The organism is Rossellomorea yichunensis (genome assembly GCF_032337515.1).
Lineage (GTDB): Bacteria > Bacillota > Bacilli > Bacillales > Bacillaceae_B > Rossellomorea > Rossellomorea yichunensis.
The window spans coordinates 15,856-36,968 of the sequence record NZ_JAVYAD010000002.1 but is presented as its reverse complement, the minus strand read 5'-3'; the positions used below and the strand labels follow the sequence as shown (position 1 = coordinate 36,968).

21 protein-coding genes are annotated in these 21,113 nt (G+C 40.7%); 1 reads left to right on the top strand and 20 read right to left on the bottom strand.

Annotated elements, in window-relative coordinates:
- Positions 1-255: 255 nt before the first annotated feature.
- From RSX31_RS04565 to RSX31_RS04525, 9 genes are all read right to left on the bottom strand, one after another.
- Complete coding sequence (locus tag RSX31_RS04565) at positions 256-1,086, bottom strand: 3D domain-containing protein (protein ID WP_148968984.1); 831 nt, start codon at positions 1,084-1,086, stop codon at positions 256-258.
- Positions 1,087-1,708: 622 nt separating this feature from the next.
- The gene (locus RSX31_RS04560; RefSeq protein WP_315633564.1) at positions 1,709-2,995 is read right to left on the bottom strand and encodes a globin-coupled sensor protein; all 1,287 of its coding nucleotides are present in this window, start codon (positions 2,993-2,995) and stop codon (positions 1,709-1,711) included.
- A gap of 315 nt (positions 2,996-3,310) precedes the next feature.
- Positions 3,311-4,054 (bottom strand): type I methionyl aminopeptidase, encoded by a 744-nt coding sequence (gene map / locus RSX31_RS04555; protein ID WP_148993895.1) that lies wholly within the window; start codon positions 4,052-4,054, stop codon positions 3,311-3,313.
- A gap of 129 nt (positions 4,055-4,183) precedes the next feature.
- Positions 4,184-4,870 (bottom strand): LrgB family protein, encoded by a 687-nt coding sequence (locus tag RSX31_RS04550; RefSeq protein ID WP_315633563.1) that lies wholly within the window; start codon positions 4,868-4,870, stop codon positions 4,184-4,186.
- Positions 4,854-5,234 carry a CidA/LrgA family protein gene (locus tag RSX31_RS04545; RefSeq protein WP_148993893.1) on the bottom strand — a complete coding sequence of 127 codons (381 nt, stop codon included), beginning with the start codon at positions 5,232-5,234 and terminating at the stop codon, positions 4,854-4,856. The genes RSX31_RS04550 and RSX31_RS04545 overlap by 17 nt, the downstream gene beginning before the upstream one ends.
- Before the next feature lie 128 nt (positions 5,235-5,362).
- Positions 5,363-6,016: a type 1 glutamine amidotransferase domain-containing protein gene (locus RSX31_RS04540; RefSeq protein ID WP_315633562.1), complete on the bottom strand. Its 654-nt coding sequence runs from the start codon at positions 6,014-6,016 to the stop codon at positions 5,363-5,365.
- A gap of 148 nt (positions 6,017-6,164) precedes the next feature.
- The gene (locus RSX31_RS04535; protein WP_315633561.1) at positions 6,165-8,327 is read right to left on the bottom strand and encodes a DNA topoisomerase III; all 2,163 of its coding nucleotides are present in this window, start codon (positions 8,325-8,327) and stop codon (positions 6,165-6,167) included.
- A 257-nt stretch (positions 8,328-8,584) separates the two neighbouring features.
- Positions 8,585-9,022 carry a DUF6376 family protein gene (locus RSX31_RS04530; protein ID WP_148993891.1) on the bottom strand — a complete coding sequence of 146 codons (438 nt, stop codon included), beginning with the start codon at positions 9,020-9,022 and terminating at the stop codon, positions 8,585-8,587.
- Positions 9,023-9,135: 113 nt separating this feature from the next.
- Positions 9,136-10,233 (bottom strand): M24 family metallopeptidase, encoded by a 1,098-nt coding sequence (locus RSX31_RS04525; protein ID WP_148993890.1) that lies wholly within the window; start codon positions 10,231-10,233, stop codon positions 9,136-9,138.
- A 268-nt stretch (positions 10,234-10,501) separates the two neighbouring features.
- Between RSX31_RS04525 and RSX31_RS04520 the strand changes: the two genes are divergently transcribed.
- The gene (locus RSX31_RS04520) at positions 10,502-10,597 is read left to right on the top strand and encodes a putative holin-like toxin (protein ID WP_253275457.1); all 96 of its coding nucleotides are present in this window, start codon (positions 10,502-10,504) and stop codon (positions 10,595-10,597) included.
- A 239-nt stretch (positions 10,598-10,836) separates the two neighbouring features.
- On the opposite strand, the gene RSX31_RS04515 is transcribed toward RSX31_RS04520, so the two are convergent.
- The 11 genes from RSX31_RS04515 to RSX31_RS04465 all read right to left on the bottom strand — a co-directional run bounded on the left by RSX31_RS04515 (position 10,837) and on the right by RSX31_RS04465 (position 21,113).
- Positions 10,837-11,280, bottom strand: a complete 444-nt coding sequence (locus RSX31_RS04515; RefSeq protein WP_148968992.1) for a DUF4064 domain-containing protein — start codon at positions 11,278-11,280, stop codon at positions 10,837-10,839.
- A gap of 62 nt (positions 11,281-11,342) precedes the next feature.
- Positions 11,343-11,762 (bottom strand): NUDIX hydrolase, encoded by a 420-nt coding sequence (locus RSX31_RS04510; protein WP_315633556.1) that lies wholly within the window; start codon positions 11,760-11,762, stop codon positions 11,343-11,345.
- Between the two features lie 153 nt (positions 11,763-11,915).
- Complete coding sequence (locus tag RSX31_RS04505; protein WP_148993888.1) at positions 11,916-12,785, bottom strand: SDR family oxidoreductase; 870 nt, start codon at positions 12,783-12,785, stop codon at positions 11,916-11,918.
- Between the two features lie 299 nt (positions 12,786-13,084).
- Complete coding sequence (locus RSX31_RS04500) at positions 13,085-13,642, bottom strand: hypothetical protein (RefSeq protein WP_315633555.1); 558 nt, start codon at positions 13,640-13,642, stop codon at positions 13,085-13,087.
- Between the two features lie 109 nt (positions 13,643-13,751).
- Entirely contained in the window at positions 13,752-15,416 is a 1,665-nt protein-coding gene (locus tag RSX31_RS04495; protein WP_315633554.1) for a glycerol-3-phosphate dehydrogenase/oxidase, read from the bottom strand.
- A gap of 174 nt (positions 15,417-15,590) precedes the next feature.
- The gene (gene glpK / locus RSX31_RS04490; protein ID WP_315633552.1) at positions 15,591-17,081 is read right to left on the bottom strand and encodes a glycerol kinase GlpK; all 1,491 of its coding nucleotides are present in this window, start codon (positions 17,079-17,081) and stop codon (positions 15,591-15,593) included.
- A gap of 20 nt (positions 17,082-17,101) precedes the next feature.
- Entirely contained in the window at positions 17,102-17,932 is an 831-nt protein-coding gene (locus RSX31_RS04485; protein WP_148993884.1) for an MIP/aquaporin family protein, read from the bottom strand.
- A 161-nt stretch (positions 17,933-18,093) separates the two neighbouring features.
- Positions 18,094-18,654 carry a glycerol-3-phosphate responsive antiterminator gene (locus RSX31_RS04480; RefSeq protein WP_148993883.1) on the bottom strand — a complete coding sequence of 187 codons (561 nt, stop codon included), beginning with the start codon at positions 18,652-18,654 and terminating at the stop codon, positions 18,094-18,096.
- Positions 18,655-18,791: 137 nt separating this feature from the next.
- The gene (locus tag RSX31_RS04475) at positions 18,792-19,334 is read right to left on the bottom strand and encodes a GNAT family N-acetyltransferase (RefSeq protein WP_148968999.1); all 543 of its coding nucleotides are present in this window, start codon (positions 19,332-19,334) and stop codon (positions 18,792-18,794) included.
- 43 nt (positions 19,335-19,377) lie between these two features.
- Positions 19,378-19,770 (bottom strand): VOC family protein, encoded by a 393-nt coding sequence (locus RSX31_RS04470; RefSeq protein WP_148993882.1) that lies wholly within the window; start codon positions 19,768-19,770, stop codon positions 19,378-19,380.
- 101 nt (positions 19,771-19,871) lie between these two features.
- Positions 19,872-21,113 (bottom strand): aminopeptidase, encoded by a 1,242-nt coding sequence (locus RSX31_RS04465; RefSeq protein WP_315633551.1) that lies wholly within the window; start codon positions 21,111-21,113, stop codon positions 19,872-19,874.

Sequence of the window (21,113 nt, the reverse complement as noted above, 5' to 3'; positions counted from 1 at the left end):
TATAAACGGATAACAATTAGATGACAAGCATGTAATATTTTTTGTTTTCTGTCGATTCAGCTGGAAGAGTTTCAAACTCTTTCATTTGAAGGAAAATGTTAGTTGAAAAGCGTAGATGAATGAGAAGGAAATTGGTAATGAAGAGACTATTAAGAAAGTTATTCCTTTTGCATCATGTGTTAAAGAGATAAGCAATTATAAATGTATTGAAAAACAAAAAACCACTGAGAATGAATTCTCAGTGGTTCCGATCTATTATTTACTTTCAAGGATTTTTACGTTAACTGATTTTCTGCCCCAATCAACTGCTTGATCTTTTGATGGGATGAACACATCGATTCGATTTCCTTTAATCGCTCCACCTGTATCTTCAGCAGTTGCATAGCCGTATCCTTCAACATATACTTTTGATCCCAGAGGAATGACATCCGGGTCTACGGCAATTACTTTTGCATCTGGGTTTTCTAAAAGGTTTACGCCAGTTGCTGTCGTACCTGAGCACCCTTCACAACTTGCCGTGTAAGCAGTTGCTTCTACAGTGATTTCCTTTACAGCTTCCTCTTGTGGAGCTGGTTCTGCTGCCGGTTCTTCTTCAGCAGGTTGTGCCTCAGCTGGTTCTGCTGCAGGCGCTTCAGCTTCTGGAGCTACTTCTGCTGTTTCTTCTTCTTGAGCAGGAGCTGCTGCTTGCTCAGAAGTATTTGCAGTAGCTGAAGGTGCTTTTTTATCTTCTAAATTGATGACTAACTCTTGTCCTGGGACAATCAGGTCACTCTCAAGTGCGTTCCAGCCAATTAAACTGTCAACGGAAATTCCATATTGTGAAGAAATTCCCCAGAGTGTGTCACCTTTTTTAACTGTATAGTATTCTTTGGATGATACCTTGAGTTCTTGGTCAGGATAGATTAAGTGTGAATTTAAATTGTTCCATTTCATGAGTTGATCAACTGATGTACCGTATTCCTGCGCAATTCCCCATAAAGTGTCACCTTTATTAACTTCGATGTCTTGTGCTGAAGCGCTAGCTCCACCAGACACTGCAAGTGTAGTAAATGCAGCCACAGAAATAATCGATTTTTTTAGTTTCATAGAAAAATTCCTCCTTATGTAGCTAGCGGTATATTTATTTTTGCTAACAGGGAAAATACTAACATAGTAAAATCTCAATTCAATAACAGGAACTTTAATATCCTGCGTCAAGAATATTTCACTACTGTAATAGAAAGCGATTTCCTGTATAAACTATCATGTATAGGAATAATATGGTAATAATAATAGAAAATAATAGGTATAAAGGGTATTAATGGATAAAATAGTTAAAGGATTCTATTCTATTTGACGATGATTTTAGAAAGCTATTTGTTTTTTGGTAGGTGAATAATTCGTAAATGCTCCAAATAATATTTAATTGAAGAAGATATAGTCTTGAAAAGGAGGAAGTTTAACCTTAACAAGCAAGGTGATTCCGACTATACTATAAGAAGTATCGGTTGAACTGGAGGCTGACAAGGTTGGAAAATCAGGATGAAAATATCGTACTTTATAAAGATGATCCCGACGAACACAGTGGTCGCTGCGAATGTGGGAACAATATTTTCAAATCTCGTGTATTAGATGGGAAGTTTTATCGAAAGTGTCAAGAGTGTGGTAAAACGAAAATCGTTTAATAGAAAAAAGGGAAACCGGTATTAGAAATCGGTTTCCCTTTTTTCTATTTATTCATTTTCTGAATGATTGTAGAAGCAAACTGAACCAATTCATCTGTTGTATGATTGATTTGTCTGATGGCTTCAACAATGTGATTTAATTCAGATTGATTTCGTTTGAACATACCCATATAGTTTTCCATTTCCATTTGAACGGTCATTATGCCATTTTGTACATTCCCTATCTCATTACGGGAGTTCTCCGTTAAGTCGGTCATATTTCGAACCCGGTCTGAGACAACTCCGATTTGCTTGTTGCTTTCATTTACGAGCTGATGAATGGAGTGGCTCAGCTCCTTTGAGTCTTCGGCAAGCTTTCGCACTTCAGAAGCAACGACTGCAAACCCCCTGCCCTCATTACCGGCTCGTGCTGCTTCGATAGAGGCATTTAGTGCAAGCAGATTTGTCTGCTCAGCTATTTGCTGAATGGAATTTGAAAGCGGCGTAATCTGTTCCGCAATTGTTTTCACCCCTTGAATCTCGTTTAAAAGGGTTTTGATTTGCTCAGTAATGATGCCAAAGCTTTCGATCATATTATCTGTTTGATCTTTGTTCATTTTGGAAAGCTGAAGAAGATTTTTGCTGCTCTTTTCTGTGTTTTCAGATTCTGCACGAATACGTTCCGCCTTCGTAGCGGTCTCATTTAGACTTTTTTCTGTTTGGCTTAATGAAGAGCCGAGTTCTGTATTCATGCTGAACATTTCTACTTGTAGGTCCTGGTTTTCCTGATGAAGTTTCTCGAGCTCATCCATTCTGCTTTGTATATAGTATTCAGATACAATACTTGCGTCCAAATGGATACCATGATCTATTGCGACCAGTACGGAAGCGAGTTTAGATGGGTCGTTTTGATAAAGTTCTACAATCTTAGGAATCAATAAATGCTGAATGGTTGTGTAGGTGGATATAAACCAATCAATTGTAACTCCATTCCTGTTATGGGTCTTCCCCATCCTCTCCCTCATTGAGAAATATTCTTCATCTAATTCACCAGAGAATAGAGAACGAAAGTAATCATGGAAAACGTTCTTTAATCGCTCTCGGCTGGAATGATTAACAGCAATCTCTACTAAACTTGGGTGTTTGTAGAGATGATCCAATACCGTATCAAGTAAGGAATCGGATAACTGCTCATAGACGGGGAGAACTTCTTTAAGTTCATTTAAATGGTGTTCCTGGAATTGCATATAGTGCAATCTTTCATTCAGTTTTTTGTCTTGCAGGACAATGACGTTGGATGTAGGGACGATTACAGATTCAGTCTTGGGTTTTCTTGAAAATAAAACAGCCATGGGGCCCTCCGGTAATTAATGTTATTTTTTGTGTTATTTGTATAATTTTTGTATAACTTCAATATATCTACTTTACCCCAACTTTTTTCCTATGACAATCATTTTGTTTGTAAAATTTTAATAACTCATTAAAGCATGGTTTTATTGGATGTCTAAGAGAACCATGCCCCGAAATTCAGATTCAATTATTCAGGCCATCCAATTCCCTCATATGTATCTAAATCAATCATCATTGTACAAAACTTATACAAAAAGAGGGACGGACCTTTGATCCTAGGAGTTACTCCTAGGAATCAAGGTCCGTCCCTCACTGCTTTATTGTGTTAAAATGATGGGTTCGTCTTTGGTTATGATGATGGTGTGTTCGATTTGGGCAACGAAGCTGTTGTCGGGTGTGATGTAGGTCCAGCCGTCACCTTTTTCGATTACGTTTTGTGCCTTGGTTGAGATGAAGGGTTCAAATGCAATGACCATTCCTTCTTTTAACAGTGCATTATCCCAAGGATCGAAATAATTTAAGATGTGATCAGGTTTCTCATGAAGAGACTTTCCTACACCGTGGCCGGTTAAGTTCATGATCACCGTATAACCATTTTTTCGCGCTTCATTATTAACCGCTTTTCCGATACCGTTTTGTTTTGATCCAGCTCTTGCTTTCTGGAGTCCCGCTTGGAATGATTTTAATGCCGCTTCGCATAAATCTGTAAGTGTTGGGTCTCCCTCCCCAACAACAAATGAGATTCCTGTATCAGCATAATAACCATTTTTAGAACCGGATACGTCAATATTGACAAGGTCCCCCTCATTGATTACTCGTTCACCGGGAATTCCATGAGCCACTTCTTCATTTACACTAATACATGTGAAACCGGGAAAGTCATATTCCCCTTTAGGGCCAGAAATGGCTCCGTTATCTTCGAACATTTTCCCGGCCATATCGTCAAGCTTTTTTGTCGTTATGCCAGGCTTAGTATGAGAGCGTAATTCATCACGGATCTTAGCCACGATACTTCCTATCTCTTTTAACGCTTTTAAATCTTCATCAGTTTTGACAATCATATTATCTTCCTTCTCTTTTGAAATTTCACCTTCCCTTACTATACCGAATCACAATCTGTTTTTAAAGGGAAAGCTTTTGTTTACTAGGGTGGTTAATTATAATGGGATTCGCTCCATTCAATTACTAGATCAAACAAATAGAAATAGGAGGGGGATGACGAAGGACATGATCGTGGCGGTTAATGCCATAGCCGCACCACTTACTGCGCCTTCCCTGTCCCCTTCTTTAATAGCCTGTGCCGTCCCAACTCCATGGGATATCACACCGAATGGCAGTCCTTTTGCTATGGGGTGTTTTACTTGCAGCCACTTTAAAATAGTAGGGATGACCATGGCACCGAACATCCCTGTCACAATGACGACCGTCGGAATGACTTCTATATTCGCATCAATTACTTTCCCTATATCAACAGCTACTGGGGTTGTAATGGTTTTAATAAGCAAGGAGCGGTTCCATTCAGATGGGATCCCCAACCACATACTGAATAAATAAGAAATAACCATAGACATACCACTTCCGAAAAGGATACCGAAAAGGATCGGCTGTACATGCTGCACTAATAACTTTCGATGCTGATAAAGGGGATATGCAAGGGAAACGGTAGCTGGTCCAAGTAAATAGGTTATGTAAGATGCAAAGTCTGCATACTGATTATATGGAATATCGATAATCAGTAATGTGACAATAACAGCAAGGGTACTAATAAAAATAGGAATCGTTATGGGGATTGGCCAAATTCGGTGAATCTTTACCCCAAAAATAAAATACAATATTGTAATGCCAATTGCCAGAAGTGAACTAATGAGATGTATCATGGCTTCGCTTCTCCTTCCCTCTTATTAATCTCTCTGCTGATAAGGCGGTTGCTACAAATCCTGTTATCCCGCTAATAACCAGAATGACAATGAGCTTCCATCCGAAATCAATAAAATATGGCCCCAGAACCATTGCGCTAACTGACAAGGGAAGAAAAAAGAAGGAAAAATGTCTTAGAAAGAATCCTGTACCGTCCATTAATAATCTTTCTTTCACTACCCCCGTTAATAAAAGTAGAAACAAAAAAAGCATCCCGATAACGCTTCCGGGAATGGGTAAATGAAAGAAGTCAGTACACCACTTTCCCAATTCATAAAATAAGCATAGAATGGTAACTTGAATGATGGTTCGAACAACCTGCATAATTCTCTCCTCGCTATATAGTCTTCTCACGATTTTATCACAATTGGCAGGTCAGTAGAGAGTAGTGGATAACAGAAAAAAGAGCATGAGGTTTCATAACCTCATGCTCTTTGGAAAGAACATCCGTTTTAAAGCACTTTAGCGAACGCTTCTGCAGTTGACTGACTGGATTGTGGATTCTGCCCGGTCACGAATTTCCCGTCGGTGATGACATGCTCACTCCATGCTTCAGATTTTTCAAATTGAGCTCCTTGCTCTCTTAATTTTGTTTCTAATAAGAAAGGCATTAATGAATCAAGGCCCGTTTGCTGTTCTTCTTCGTTGGTGAACCCTGTCATGCTTTTTCCTTCAACCAGCCATTTTCCATTTGAGAGTTTCGTTCCAACGAATCCAGCAGGACCGTGGCATACAGATCCAATGGCTTTGTTGTTTTCAGCAAAGTGAGCCAGTGCTTGCTGAAGTACCTGACTATCAGGGAGATCAAACATTGTTCCATGTCCGCCCGGTAAGAATATCCCTGAATATTCGTTAACGTTCAATTGCGAAAGGACCATTGTTTGATCCAATTCTTTGGTGACACCCTTCCACTTTTCCACCTGTTCATCATCAAGGCTATTAGGATCTAAAGGAATACGGCCTCCCTTTAAGCTAGCCACATCTACATCAAATCCCTGATTCTTAAATTCTTCATATGGTTCAGCGAACTCAGATAACCAAAGACCTGTTTCGTGTTCATCATCAATTTTGCTTTCATTCGTTAAGACCATTAATATCTTTTTCAATGTGTACCCTCCATTTTTATATAGCTGTTTTCCTACCCTTTTGTTTTATCCTCTTCTCATGAAATTAAACTTCTGTAGTCCAATTATTTTCTTTTGAAAGGTTTTAAGCAGAAAAAACGACTCCCTTTATGAGAGTCGTTTAGATGAGTTAATGTATATCAAATACGAATTGAATTTTCTTTTCAACAGGATCCCAACTAAGGTATGCTGAAAACTCCTTCTCTCCTTTTTTGAAACCGTCTATACGCTCGGATTTTCCATCCGTAAGCACTTTTTTTACGATTCCTTGTGTTATACGCTTCGAGAGAATGGTCTTAGAAATGGTGAAGCTGCATTTTGTTTTTTGATAATTGGAGCAGCCGTAGAACTTTCCTTTGTCAACCACTTTCCCGCCACATTTTAAGCAGGTGCCGACGCTGGTTTTCGTTGTCCTTTTTCCTTTACTCCCTTTGGATCGCTGGATGGAAGCAGTATCAAGGTCTTCGAAATTCCATCTATTTGCCTCTTGAAGAGCGTTTTGAACAAGTTTGTCACTTAATTTCTTCACTTGCTCCATAAACTCGGGTGCAGAAGCTTGCCCTTTTCCTATTTCCTGTAGTCGTTGCTCCCATTTTGCTGTCATCTCAGCTGATGCCAACACATTTTCACCAATTGCACGAATCAAAACCTTTGCTTTATCAGTAGGATAGACAATATTCTTTTGGATATCAATGTAGTTCCGATCTTTAAGCATGGTTATGATTCCAGCGCGTGTTGCCTCGGTACCCAGACCTTCTGTTTTCTTTAACACTTTCTCGAGCTCATCATTATCCATGTATTTCCCTGCTGTTTTCATTAATGTAATCAGTTGACCCTCTGTGTAGCGCTTTGGTGGCTGGGTTTTTCCTTCCTTCGTATGGACACTTTTGACTTTGCCCTTCTCGCTTTCCTTAACAGGTGGCAGGAGCGGTTCGTCATCCTTTTCATTCTGCATCAGAACCTGTCTCCATCCTTCTTGAAGAATTTGCTTCCCTTTAGAAATGAATTCAGCCCGTTCGTCCACGACGGTAGTGATGGTAGTGTAATGGATCACAGCTTTGTCGTGATGTGCAGCGATAAAGCGTTTAACCACAACATCATATATTTTCCTTTCGTCCCCTGATAACGATTGAGGGTCCGTTACTTGTTCAGTTGGAATAATCGCGTAGTGATCTGAAACCTTTGCTTCATTTACAAAACGCTTGTTATTCAGCAGGCTATCATTAGGGGTGGGGATCCAGCTATTGTAAGGGCTGTATTCCTGAAGCTTAGACAATATTTCCGGAAAGGTTTCAGCTTCCCCTTTCGTTACATATTGTGAATCTGACCTTGGGTAAGATACAATGCCCTTTTGATAAAGTTTTTGTAGGACATCCAGTGTTTTTTTGGGTGAAAATTTATATATTTTGTTCATCGTTGCTTGAAGAGCTGATAGATTGAAAAGCAATGGAGGAGCAAATTCTTTTCTTTCTGTTTTCATCTCCAGTACGCTTGCAGGCTTCCCTTGGCAGAACGAAGCAATTTTCTCTGCCAGTTCCTTTGTTTGAATTCGGGATTCTCCATCCTTTTGCCATACCCCTTCGTACGTGTGGTCTCCCATTTGAAAGACAGCTTTCACTTCCCAGAAGGGTTCGCTTTTGAATTGCTCTATTTCTTCGTCTCTTTTTACAATCAAAGCAAGAGTCGGCGTTTGAACCCTTCCTGCAGAGAAAACATCCGACATACCTTGCTGCTTTAGCAGAATGCTATAAGCTCTCGATGCATTCATTCCCACAAGCCAGTCCGCACAAGCACGGGAATAGGCTTCATAATAGAGGCTCCGCATTTCCGTTTCTTCTCTCAAACTGGTGAACCCTTGAATGATGGCTTTCTCTGTCAGGGATGATATCCATAATCTTTTCATGGGCTTCTGCACGCGGGCCATTGAAATAATATTCCGGATGATCAACTCACCTTCACGCCCGGCATCCCCTGCATGGATGATTTCTGTGACTTCATTTTTCTTTAGAAGTTCTTTAATGACTGCGAATTGTTTCGCTTTTGCCCGTTGAAGCTCATATTGAAATCGTTGAGGAATGATGGGGAGGTCTTCTAACGTCCATTTTTTCCATCTGCTTTCATATTTTTCCGGGGCTTGAAGCTGAAAGAGGTGACCTACAGCCCATGTGATATAAGCTCCTTTAGGGAACACATCATTAGATTGTATTTCAATATATCCTTGGCGTTTTCGATGAGGGAATGGTTTAGCGAGGGTGGCTCCTTGATCGGGTTTTTCGGCAATAACAACTTTCATAACAATCTCCTGTCCATCTCTATGATTCCATCATTATAGCATGTTTTTAAGAACTCTTGTTCTATACGTAAGAAATCATATTTGTTTTTTTCGGTCATATTTGAAACTAGTTTAATACAAATCTACTTGATAAAATAGGGTTGATTTTTTGTGGGGTCAAGGGGGGATGTGACTGTAGCTAGAGTGGAAATGGGGTAATGTTATATTACAGTATGATGGCGTTACGGATAAAAAGTATTATCGGTAACACCATCAGCTTATTGTCCTAAATTTTCCAGATTGCCTTTAATTTCTTGTAACTGATTAAAAGTGTTTACGATCTCAAGGTTTTGTAACTCAGAAATATGGACTTCTCCCTTATCAATTTCTACTAAGGCTCGATCAATTCCTTCCAGCGCTTGCTCATTATATCCTTCCACTTTTTTGTGGATGTTTTCTGCAAGCTGAGGCGGAGTCAGATCATTGATTTCTTGTATTTCTGTTTTCATGTCTTTTAATCTTGTTTCAAGAGCCGGTACGGTGGATGGGTCTGCCGCAGCATTTTCCACTAATCCAGGAAAATCGTTGGCAAATTGCTCTGCTTCATTGAGATAATCGGTCATTTCCTCAACATAGGTCAAACTGTTGTTTGCTTCTTCGAGGATTCCACAGCCTGCCAGCATGAAAAAGCTTATTAATATGATAAATTTTTTCACTGAATTTCATCCTTCCCTAGCTTTCTCTTCTAGTATATACGAATGACCTTCGCAATGGTTTCATTTCTTTTTCATGAAAAGGAGGCTAACACGCCGTTAGCCTCCTCTATGTCTTATTTAATAATTTGCAGTTCTTTAGGGAATTTAGTCAAGGTTTCGTAACCATCCTTTGTTATCAGCACATCATCTTCAATTCTTACACCGCCAATTTCCGGTACGTAAATTCCAGGTTCAATGGTGTAGGTCATTCCTTCTTTTAATATCCCATTATTTAAATGGCTCATTGATGGGAATTCATGTACGTTGATCCCAAGGCCGTGACCAATCCTGTGTGGGAAATAGTCTCCATACCCTGCTTCTGTAATGATATCCCGTGCGATTTGATCCAGATCACCAATACGGGTTCCGGGCTTACTTGCTTCCAGTGAAGCCAGTTCTGCTTTTAAAACGGTAGTATAGATTTCTTTTTGCTTGTCTGAAACGGATTTATAAGCGAATGTGCGGGTGATGTCAGAAGTATATCCTTCAAGGACTACACCTAGATCAAACAAGACAAAATCTCCTGCCTTCAGCTTCCGGTCTCCTGGGTTTCCGTGTGGATCTCCAGCTTTTTCACCAAAGAGCACCATCGTAGAGAAAGACATTTCACGAATCCCTTTTTTCTTTAATTCATACTCGATCTTCGCAAGAACTTCCATTTCCGTAATGCCTTCTTGAAGTGCACTTACACCTACTTCAACCCCGAAGTCTGCCATTTCTGCTGCTCGACGCATGATGGCGATTTCACCCTCATCTTTCACTACACGCATCTCATTTAATTTGTCTTCAACATTCACTATAGTCGGTGAGTTGAAAATGTTTATAAACGCCTGACTGCGGCCATACGTTACGACTTCATTTTCGAAAGCCACCTTGCTGCCATCGATTCCTCGTCTTTGAATGGCTTGTTGAATGAATTCCCATGGGTTTTCATGATCAGAGTAGCCGATCACTTCGTTACTCCAGCCGGCATCCTTCACTTGACGTGCTTCCATTCCAGGTACGACCACAAAGGGTTCGGCATCAGGAAATACAAACAGTCCCATTAATCGCTCATGTGGATCTGTGTGGAATTTTGTTAAGTAGAATACGTTTTCAGTTGAATTGATAAATGCTGCATCGATCTTTTCTTCTTTTAACCAATTTTTCAGCATTTCTATACGTTGTTTCATCGTGTGTTCCTCCTCGAATTTCGTGATGTTATGTAATCGACTAATATGAGCATATCTATGCTAACACATTTTGAAGAAAGTTTGAAATAATCGCATCGTATCTGATGGTTCATTGGTTCATGAAGGGGTTGTATGTTTTTTTGATAGGGGTAAGCTTTTCCTACCTCTTGCCTATAATGCACAGGGGTTGTTTGTGATATAATTTGAAGCACACAGTGAATGTAGGGTGGGAGTGGCCACTTCCTTATAGAAGGAGGTGGTGCTTATAGTGACAACGTATGAGGCGTTAACGCTAATGATTACCTTTGGCTCTTTAATTGTCTCCATCATTGCCGTAGTTATTTCAAATGACAAAAAGAAATAACCCCACCCTCATGAAGCGCCTAAACTTTGAAGGGTAGAGTTATGTTCCTTTCTCTATTGGGCCACTGCTTTCCTTGCAGTTTGCTGTGTAGCAAGAGACATTGGTTGCCGCCAGTGTCTCTTGTTTTATCATTATGCTCTACTTTTAAGATAGTATAAATCGAGTCTGAAAGCAAGATGAGTACGAGCAAAACTTCACGGAAAGATGTAGCTTGGAGAAAAAATTCTCTTAAAGCATTATTAATACACAGGATCTGTTTTCTTAGGTTTTCGAACAAGTGCCATGATTCCTGCGATCAGGAACAGAAGGCCAGGTACGAAACCAAATCCTATCGTGCCAATTCCGATGACAAGGGCAGCAATGATAAACATGATTCCGGATAATACCGGTTTTTTATTTTTTACAATGGTCAGTACAGCAATAATCCCCAGGATGGACGCAATGATTCCTAATATAACAAGGTAAGATCCAGTTGATTCAGCAGCGTTGATAATGGAGCTTATATCTCCTGCATTCATCTCCGCATTTTGTATATTTGGATCACTCTCCATACCTTCTTCGAGTTGGGACATGACCTCAGGATTACTCATTCCCATATTAAGTACGATTCCGATTATGGAAAATAATGCGGATAAGATAATTCCGATTACTCCCATTACTACTTCTCCTGTTCGCTTCACCATTCTACTCTCTCCTTTATAGATAAATACTTTATAATATATTGTGCTAAATCGATACTATTCCCCTAAATGGATAGTGTGTTTAGCTTCTTACTCATGTAGGCTTCCAGAATGGAGTGATCTTCTGGAAATCCCAGGGGCAGGTTCTTTAACTCTTGAAGTGAAATCCATTTTATTTTATGTATTAATTGATCAGGGTCCTGTATGGTTGCCTCTCCTCCAAGGAGCCTGACTTCATAGTAATGAATTCTTATAGAAATACTTCCTTCATTCCCCCACTTAGTATACAAATGTTTTCCTACTTCAACATCATAGCCTGTTTCTTCCCAAACTTCACGTTTACAGCATTCCTGAAGGGATTCACTTGATTCCATCCCCCCTGAAGGGACCGACCAACGTTTCTTTTCTTCTTCTTTCCCTTGTAATACCATCAATAAACGACTTTCATGCATGCAAAGAGCAGATGCACCCTTCCATTCATTCAATCAATCACCTCATTTCGTGTGGAAGCATTTAAACTCATACAATTATTTAATAAATGAATTTAAGGAAATGTCTCCTTTAGCATATTCTCTCTTTTGACAAAATTCTCCTTCCATATAATAAAATTCTTTATATTCAGACATTATCCGTGCTTACTATAAGGACCGTCCCTCTTTGGTCTTTTTCATTCTGAGTTTCTTTAATATGATGTTTTCCATAGTGCTCCATGGCAGGATGGTTTTGAGTAATAGGGTTAATCGCACTCCTTTGCCTATGGGAATTCTAAAAGTTTTTTTCTTGTTTTGTGCTATTTCACATACGATCGAGGCAACCTCCCTTGGATCCCCAAGTGTATCTTCACCTGATTGAATTTCCGTGTTGATTGCCTCCATGTAGCGAAAGTAAGGAGAGTTTTTCTGCATCGAGAGTGGAGTGACTTTCTTTCCTGATGTCCAGATATTCGTTTGATAAGAACCGGGTTCGATCAGGTGCACGGATATGCCGAAGGGCTTAAGCTCCAATCTCAGACTTTCGGAGTATCCCTCTAATGCGTGTTTGGATGAAACATAAGGACTGAGTCCAGGAAAGCCGAATCTGCCGCTAATGCTGCTCATATTGATGATTTTCCCTTCTCCTTGATTTCTCATATAAGGGAGAACAATTTGAGTCATTCTCATGACTCCAAAAACATTCGTTTCGAATTGTTCACGGAACTCATCGATTGTAACTTCTTCTGCAAATCCTGCACCGGCAAACCCTGCATTATTCAGGAGAATGTGCACACTGCCCAAATCATTAAGAGAGGTAGAGAATTCCTTGATGGATGCTTCAGACGTTACATCCAATGGATGAATCTCAACCAAATGCCCCACCTTTAGTTCCTCAGCACGTTGAAGCAATGCACTTCCTTTTTGAGGATCTCTCATGGAGGCGATTACTTTATATCCAAGTTGTGCCAGCCCCAGGGTTGAGAGAAAACCAAACCCGCTATTTGCCCCCGTCACCACAGCTATTTTATGATTCATTCCAGCTTCCTCCCCATTTTTTCTTTCTATCAGTATAGCAATAATGTTCTTTTCCAGGTTCTTATCCACTGAGTTTATTGTTAAAAAAATGCAAAAAAAAGGGTGGCTTCATCCCATTGAAGCCACCCTTTTGACGAGGAAGTCGTGTCAATTTCTATTCTTAATTTACAGCAACCCGATATGATATTCAACAGCACTAAGAAGGGATGAACAGTTCTCTCGGGAAATGAATAGTCATATACGGTCAATTTCATCAACTATTCATATATTTATATAATTGTAAGCATATTTATGGATGATTATTTTGCCTGCGTCGAAGCAACTATTGTTCCATCACTAGAATAAAAGTTCACTTGAGGAACATGGAGCATGACCGCGTAAGGTTCTATGTGAATGAAATAATCATTCTCTTCAAGCTCTATTCGATTGAACTGGACATTTTCCCGGAATGTAAAGTAATCAGCCTCAATTTCGTCCCGGTCACCGTAAACGATAAACTGATTAGAAGGGAGAAATTCCGTTCCGACAGATAATTGTGGAGAATCATTAATCCGGTATAGCTCATAAAGGGGAAGGACATTCATTTTTCTATATAGGGCCAGGCCGATTTGCTTTTCTCCATCCTTATTCATATATGTATAGAGAAGGAGGTATTGCTCCCCGGCTTCTTTTTCTGATACAACTTTCAGATCATGGTAAGTGCCCTCGAATTCTAACTGTTCAAGGTGCTGCCTGAATGCACCCTTTCTTGTAATAGAGTCACCTTTTTCAAAATAGAAAGTGATTGCAAAGGCAATTACTGAAGACATTGACAGTGATAGGAGGAACCTTCCCCTGGTATTCTTTTTTTCTTCCAACCAGCATCCCCCCAAGTTGACATCTTTATCCCAATTTTACCATGTGCCCTACAGGAATTCCCAGTGTATACAAAGAAAAGGACAGATATTCATTCTGCCCTTTACCTGCTTACGACTGCAAATCCACTGGCACTACTGCACTCTTAAGCTCATTATTCAATTCCACTCTATATTGCTGTTCCTTCTCTTCATTCCAGTTCAGAAGCTTCGCCATAATCTCGATCACAGGCTCCTTCCATTTCTCCACCCACTCACGATCAAAGAATAACGCACCAGTCCTTCTAATAAAGAAATCAACCGGAGTGGCTGCCATCTCCTCCTGGATCGCATAAATCAGTTGCGCATATAAATAAGGAGGGACGGACCTTTCATCACTTGCTCCACTATAAGCATGAGCGAGTTTAAATAACTGCTCCACATTTGATCCGTACATTCCTGCAAGCTTCCTTCCCTCTTGATCTGTTAGTCCATATTGAAGGGCCTCAGCTGCTTTTTGATCAATAAACGCTTGAAAGTTTTTCGATCCGCCTACATGACCTCCAGAGATCGGCATATATTTCGTGGACGATGCTGGGAATTTCTTTTTGTTCTCTTCACGTAAACGTTTCGATACAAGGTCCACAACGGTTTCTCCCATTTTACGATAACCTGTCAGCTTACCGCCGGCGATCGTGATGAGACCGCTATCGGCTTCCCAAATTTCGTCTTTACGGGAAATTTCAGAAGGGTCCTTCCCTTTTTCAAAAATTAATGGACGAACACCTGCCCAGCTCGATTCTACATCCTCTTTTCCTACGGATACATCGGGGAACATAAAATGAATGGCATCCAAGATATAATCCCGGTCCTCTGAAGTCATATGGGGAGAAGTTTTATCCTGATCAAAAAATGTGTCTGTTGTCCCTACATAGGCCTTCCCATCCCTTGGTATGGCGAATACCATTCGCCCATCAGGTGTGTCGAAATAAACCGCTTGTTGAAGCGGGAATTTGCTTTGATCAATGACAAGATGAACTCCCTTGGTTAAGCGAAGCTGTTTGTTATTCGTACTATAATCTTTTCCTCGAACATCATCGACCCATGGGCCGGCAGCGTTGACAAATTTTGAACCGCGGATTTCAATCGTATCCCCAGTCACCAGGTCCTCAGCTTCAATTCCGACTACTTTCTTATTATCATATAGGAATCGTTGAGATTTCATATAGTTTATGACAGTGGCACCATGTGCAACTGCTTCTTTCATGACTTCTATCGTTAAACGGGCATCATCAGTCCTATATTCAACGTAGTACCCGCCGCCTTTAAGGCCATCTTTTTTCACAAGAGGTTCCTTCTTCAATGTTTCTGAAACTGAAAGCATGGATCTTCGTTCACTTCTCTTTACTCCAGCAAGATAGTCATACACCTTTAATCCAATCGATGTGCTGAATTTACCGAATGTGCCACCTTTATGCAGGGGGAGCAGCATCCATTCAGGAGTCGTTACGTGAGGGCCATTCTCATAAACGATTTCACGCTCTTTTCCTACTTCCGCGACCATTTTCACTTCGAATTGCTTTAAGTAACGTAATCCGCCATGAACGAGCTTTGTCGAACGACTGGAAGTCCCGGCTGCGAAATCCTGCATTTCGACCAATGCCACCTTCATTCCACGTTTCGAAGCATCGAGGGCGATTCCTGCGCCAGTAATTCCCCCTCCGATCACAATCATATCAAAGTGGTTTGAGGCTAATGTTTCTTTCACTTCTCTTCTTGCAGTACTTGAAAATGTCATAAGTGGATCCTCCTCAGGTATCTATATATTATCTGTACTCTCACTCTTATTGTTTAACCATAAAAAAAGAGACCAAAACTAACATTATGGTGAATGGTTCCATAATGCAGGTTTGGTCTCTCGTGGTCTCTAACCGAATTTATTAACTTGTAATCAGTATATCATACGTTTCTTTTATTTAAAAGCCATAGCTGCTTTAACAGCTTTTTTCCATCCGTTATATAGTTCTCCTTGGGTTTCAACAGGCATTTGCGGCTCAAACTGCTTGTCTTTATTCCACTGCTTTGATATTTCATCCCGGTTATCCCAGAAACCTGTGGCTAATCCAGCTAAATAAGCGGCACCTAAAGCAGTTGTTTCATTTACAACTGGTCGCTCAACAGGAACAGATAAGATATCACTTTGGAATTGCATTAAAAAGTCATTTTTAACAGCACCGCCATCGACTCTCAGTTTCTTAAGGGAGATTCCGGAGTCGGCTTCCATCGCTGTCAGTACATCTTTCGTTTGATAAGCAAGGGATTCCAGGGTGGCTCTTACAAAATGTTCCTTAGATGTTCCCCTTGTTAAACCGAACACGGCCCCCCGAACATCACTGTCCCAATAAGGAGTTCCTAATCCTACAAAGGCAGGAACAACGTAGACGCCATCTGTTGAGTCAACCTTTTCTGCATACCCTTGGCTGTCCTTGGCATCCTTAAGCATACGAAGTCCATCACGAAGCCACTGAATCGCAGAACCAGCCACGAAAATACTGCCTTCTAAAGCGTACTCCACTTTTCCATCAATTCCCCATGCCAAGGTTGTGAGTAAACCATTATTAGACTTTACGGCTTTCTCACCTGTATTCATCAGCATAAAGCATCCTGTTCCATACGTATTCTTTGCCATACCCTCTTCGTAACAAGCCTGTCCAAACAATGCCGCCTGCTGATCCCCTGCTGCACCGGCAATCGGAATCTCCTTCCCAAAGAAATGGTAAGGTACCGTCTTGGCATAAATTTCGGATGAGGGACGGACCTCTGGAAGCATGCTCTCAGGAATGCCTAATATGTCAAGTAGCTCCTGATCCCATTTCAGGTCGTAAATATTATACATAAGCGTGCGGGAAGCATTGGAATAATCCGTTACGTGGGCTTTTCCACCAGACATTTTCCAGATCAACCATGTGTCGATCGTCCCGAATAAGAGCTTTCCATTCTCCGCTTTTTCTCTCGCACCTTCTACATTGTCAAGAATCCATTTAACCTTGGTACCAGAGAAGTAAGCATCGATTAATAATCCGGTTTTATCACGAAACGTATCATTATGACCTTGTGATTTAAGTTCTTCACATATCCCCGCTGTTTGACGTGACTGCCACACGATGGCGTTGTAAACCGGATCGCCGGTTTCTTTATCCCAAACCACAGTAGTTTCACGTTGATTGGTAATTCCAATCCCTTCAATCTGATCAGGTTTAATACTCGATTCAGATAAAGCGCTTGCAATTACGGCTAAAATCGATCCCCAAATTTCATTCGCACTATGTTCAACCCAACCCGGATTTGGGAAATGCTGAGTAAATTCTTTTTGTGCAATATGGGCGACTTCTCCTTTTTTATTGAATAGAATCGCTCTTGAACTTGTCGTTCCCTGATCTAATGATAAAATGTATTTCTCCATTTTGTTATCCCTCCAAAAATTTAATTATCGATTGATAGCTGATGCACTTTTTGAGCTAAGCTGATCTTTCTGTCACTGGCATAAGCAAGTCCAAGTACTGCCAGTGTAACAACTAGGACTACCCAGAAGCTTGTTGTGACTTGTCCAACGAAGATGGCTTTATAAAATACGCCTCCAAATGAACCTCCCAGAACAGGTCCGACTACAGGAACCCAGGAATATCCCCAGTTGGATGGTCCTTTACCGGGAATCGGCAGCAGGAAGTGAGCGATGCGCGGTCCTAAATCACGGGCAGGATTGATGGCATACCCTGTGGTACCACCGAGAGAAATTCCGATAGCAATGATCAAGAAACCGACGATAAATGGATTAAGCCCATCTGTAAATGTATTCGCGCCTATAGATAATAATCCTACTACTAACACAAAAGTTCCAATGATTTCACTTAATAAATTTGAAAAATAGTGTGGGATGGCAGGTCCTGTAGCAAATACCCCCAATTTCACACCGGGATCTTTCGTTGCATGCCAATGGGGTAGAAAGTGTAGAAATGTAATCGCTGCCCCAATCATCGCTCCGATCATTTGAGCTAAGATGTACTGAGGAACCTCACCCCATGGGAAATCTCCATTAAAAGCCAGTCCAAGTGTAACAGCAGGATTTAAATGTGCCCCACTAAATTGTCCAACGGCGTATACACTCATGGCGACACCCAGACCCCATCCAAATGTGATGACAATCCAACCAGCGTTATAAGCAAATGATTTCTTAAGATTTACATTGGCACAAACCCCTGCACCAAAAATGATGAGTAAGGCTGTACCAACTACTTCTCCTAAAAATGCTGTCATGCTTTTTCCCTCATTTCATAATTTTTTAAAAATAAAAAGACTCACGGAATGCCCCTTGGAAATAGGCAGTTCACGTGAGTCTCTTCATCTCTTTCACAACGTATTAACTTGTGGATAATGTTACTCCACTATGAAAACGTTGTCAATACATTTTTCAGAATTTAATTCTGGTCAAAATGCTTCCATAGCACACGATCTGACGTAGTGATGGCGGTAGCACCAGCCTCAAGAGCGGATTCCACCTCTTCAACGGTATCAATTAGCCCTCCCGCAAAAATAGGTTTCCCCGTTTTTTCTCTTATTTCCGTAATGATTTTAGGGATGACTCCAGGAAGAACTTCAATGAAGTCAGGGTCTGTTTTATGTAGAAGCTCAATGCTGCGATTCATAGCACTTGAATCGATGACAAACATCCTTTGAGTGGAAAAAATACCTTTTTGCCTTGCTTTTTTAATCACATTTCCTTTAGTAGAAATGATGCCATAAGGCTTTATTTCCTGACAGATATATTCTGTTGCGTACTCATCACTGGATAGACCGTGGATTAAGTCTAAATGCAGGAACATTTTTCGGTTTTCCTTTCGTGCGAAATCGAATACACTCTTCAGCATTCCAACATGGAGATCGAGGAACACACCGTACTGGAAAGAGGTTTCGAGCATTTTATCAAAATCCTTCATGGACCGGATGGCAGGTAATATCTTCTGACCTTCAAAACTCACCTTCTTTTTCCCTCCCTTACTATTTTTAATGGTCTTTTTCACAAGGGGAAATTATATCATAAATAACTGTATCTTTCTTTAGGGAGCAGTTAAGACAAGGGCTAGTTTAGATAAAGAATTCATTAAGGAAAATAGCACTATTCCCAATTTCGCCCTTTTGTATCAACCCAATAGCGAAAAATCACATTACCATCTTCTTCGATAAAATCTTCATCCCTTACAGGGTCAGCACTTAAGATTGTCCGCTCCGAAGGTTTATTCCATGCATCACACACAATCAACACTTGATCGATTCCAATCGAGTGTGCTTTTTGGAGGGAAAGAGTCAGCAATTTAGTGGCAAAGCCCTTTCTCCTTTCAGAAGGTCTGATTCCATAACCGATGTGTCCTCCATTTTGCGAAAGTTTTTCCGTTAAGGAATGGCGAATATTTACGACCCCAAGTATTCGATCGGATTCTGAAACGAGCCAATAAGTCGAGTCAGGTACCCATCCATTCGGCAGGTTCTCTCCTTTTTCAGCAAGCAGTAAGGAGTCGACCATTTTGGAAAAGGGATTGGGATCTTTTTTGATGACCCAAGGGATCATGTCTCCTCCATTTGATTTCCATTCATTATAAAAATCAAGATACTCTTCTTCTAAATCAGTGGTTGGCTTAACTAATCTTAAGTGTTCATTCATAGCTATTCTCCATTCGTTAGCAGGATATTGGCCAGAGAAGACCTTATTTCTTTCCTAAAATGAATCCGATACGCTCTTGCATTTCTGTTTTACTTTGATACTGGAACAAACCGATTCCATTCCCCCATGGATCCTGAAAGGTTGCCCACTTCACTGGGACTTCTTCTCTTTCATGGATGTCAAAGTGCTTTATACCTAAAAGGGATGACAGTCTTTCCCGTTCTCTGCTAATATCTTCAACACCCAAACGGATGGGACCGGAATTGAGCGTTGGGGTCCCTTCCGCTACCTGGAGCCAACAGCCGGGAATGAGTTCCCATTCTGCAAATCCTTCGTGAGGAATGAAATCAGGAGTGCGATTTAATAAAGTCTCATACCATAATTGCCCTTTTTGCATATCACTTACGCGGACTTGTACAGTCATTTCATAAATCATCTAACCTCTCCTTTTATTAAGTGGAATTATTTAATCATCTATTTCATTTTAAGGTAGGGTGCTATAGGATGATATGATTTAGAAAATGTTGCAAAACAACATCAGATAGCCCAGTTCCCATTACGGAAAATAGCGATCTTTCTTCCATCACGGCACACTCCATCAATATTCATATGTTCTGAACCAATCATGAAATCTTCGTGAACCACACTTTCATTGAGTCCTTTTTCCTCCCGTTCTTCATCGGATAAGGTGTCTCCATCCTTTATACAAGTCGGGTAAGAGGAACCGATCGCTAAATGATTGGATGCATTTTCATCGAATAAGGTGTTAAAGAATAGAACGCCAGAATCAGAGATTGGTGACTGATGTGGTACAAGTGCCACCTCTCCAAGATAGGCTGCTCCTTCGTCTGTCAGAATCAATTTTTTCAGAATTTCCTCCCCTTCTCTTGCTGTGACTTTCTTAATTTCTCCATCTTCAAAAGTATGGGTGAAATCGTCAATCACGTTACCATTGTAAGCAAGTGGCTTGGTACTTGAAACCGTTCCATTTACTCCGGTTTTTACAGGGACAGTATAGACCTCTTCTGTCGGCATATTGGCAATGAAATGTGTTCCTTCTGGTGTTTTACTTGCTCCTGTGAGCCATAGGTGGTCTTCGTGTAGTTCTATGGTAAGGTCCGTCCCTTCCGATTGGTAGTGCAGGCTTTTGAGCTTTAAATGATTGAGTTCGCTTGCTTTGTTGGTTAGGGTTTCGATATGTGTTTGCCAAGCAAGGACTGGATTTTCTTGATTGATACGGACGGATGTGAAGATACGGTCCCAAAGGCACGGGATTCTTTCTTTCTCTGGTAAATCTGGAAACACTTTGTCCGCCCATTTTTGAGAAGGGATGGCTACGATGGACCAGCTGATCTGGTCCTTTTCAATCGCTTCATAGAATCGGTCCAGAGCATCTCCACTTGCTTTTTCAAAATTTAGGATACGGTCTGGATCTATTCCTTTCAACAGGTCCGGATCATTGGCTTCTATTTGAAGGAAGGCTCCTTTATGGTCCACAACCCATTCATGCGCAGCAGCCAGCCAGCTTGGAAACTCGTAGAATGTGTCATCCGGGGCAAGTTCATAATGTGTTCTCATGATTTCCTCGTCATACCACTGAACATGCACGTTTCTTGCTCCGGCAAGATATGCTTCTTTTACAACAATGCGTACGAATTTTTCAGTTCCGAGTGGAGCAGAAATCCATAGGGGCTGATCATGCTGAACATTTACTCCCACTTTGATGGCGAGCTCAGCGTATTGTTTTAATTTTTCATCGAAATCTTTATTGAACGTCAT

What these genes read in the sequence shown, in the direction of transcription:
- RSX31_RS04565 (WP_148968984.1), bottom strand. Translation starts at nt 1,086, where the DNA reads ATGAAACTAAAAAAATCGATTATTTCTGTGGCTGCATTTACTACACTT.
- RSX31_RS04560 (WP_315633564.1), bottom strand. Translation starts at nt 2,995, where the DNA reads ATGGCTGTTTTATTTTCAAGAAAACCCAAGACTGAATCTGTAATCGTC.
- map (WP_148993895.1), bottom strand. Translation starts at nt 4,054, where the DNA reads ATGATTGTCAAAACTGATGAAGATTTAAAAGCGTTAAAAGAGATAGGA.
- RSX31_RS04550 (WP_315633563.1), bottom strand. Translation starts at nt 4,870, where the DNA reads ATGATACATCTCATTAGTTCACTTCTGGCAATTGGCATTACAATATTG.
- RSX31_RS04545 (WP_148993893.1), bottom strand. Translation starts at nt 5,234, where the DNA reads ATGCAGGTTGTTCGAACCATCATTCAAGTTACCATTCTATGCTTATTT.
- RSX31_RS04535 (WP_315633561.1), bottom strand. Translation starts at nt 8,327, where the DNA reads ATGAAAGTTGTTATTGCCGAAAAACCCGATCAAGGAGCCACCCTCGCT.
- RSX31_RS04525 (WP_148993890.1), bottom strand. Translation starts at nt 10,233, where the DNA reads ATGAAACAACGTATAGAAATGCTGAAAAATTGGTTAAAAGAAGAAAAG.
- RSX31_RS04515 (WP_148968992.1), bottom strand. Translation starts at nt 11,280, where the DNA reads ATGGTGAAGCGAACAGGAGAAGTAGTAATGGGAGTAATCGGAATTATC.
- RSX31_RS04505 (WP_148993888.1), bottom strand. Translation starts at nt 12,785, where the DNA reads ATGAATCATAAAATAGCTGTGGTGACGGGGGCAAATAGCGGGTTTGGT.
- RSX31_RS04495 (WP_315633554.1), bottom strand. Translation starts at nt 15,416, where the DNA reads ATGACATTTTCAAGTACTGCAAGAAGAGAAGTGAAAGAAACATTAGCC.
- glpK (WP_315633552.1), bottom strand. Translation starts at nt 17,081, where the DNA reads ATGGAGAAATACATTTTATCATTAGATCAGGGAACGACAAGTTCAAGA.
- RSX31_RS04485 (WP_148993884.1), bottom strand. Translation starts at nt 17,932, where the DNA reads ATGACAGCATTTTTAGGAGAAGTAGTTGGTACAGCCTTACTCATCATT.
- RSX31_RS04475 (WP_148968999.1), bottom strand. Translation starts at nt 19,334, where the DNA reads ATGAATGAACACTTAAGATTAGTTAAGCCAACCACTGATTTAGAAGAA.
- RSX31_RS04470 (WP_148993882.1), bottom strand. Translation starts at nt 19,770, where the DNA reads ATGATTTATGAAATGACTGTACAAGTCCGCGTAAGTGATATGCAAAAA.
- RSX31_RS04465 (WP_315633551.1), bottom strand. Translation starts at nt 21,113, where the DNA reads ATGACGTTCAATAAAGATTTCGATGAAAAATTAAAACAATACGCTGAG.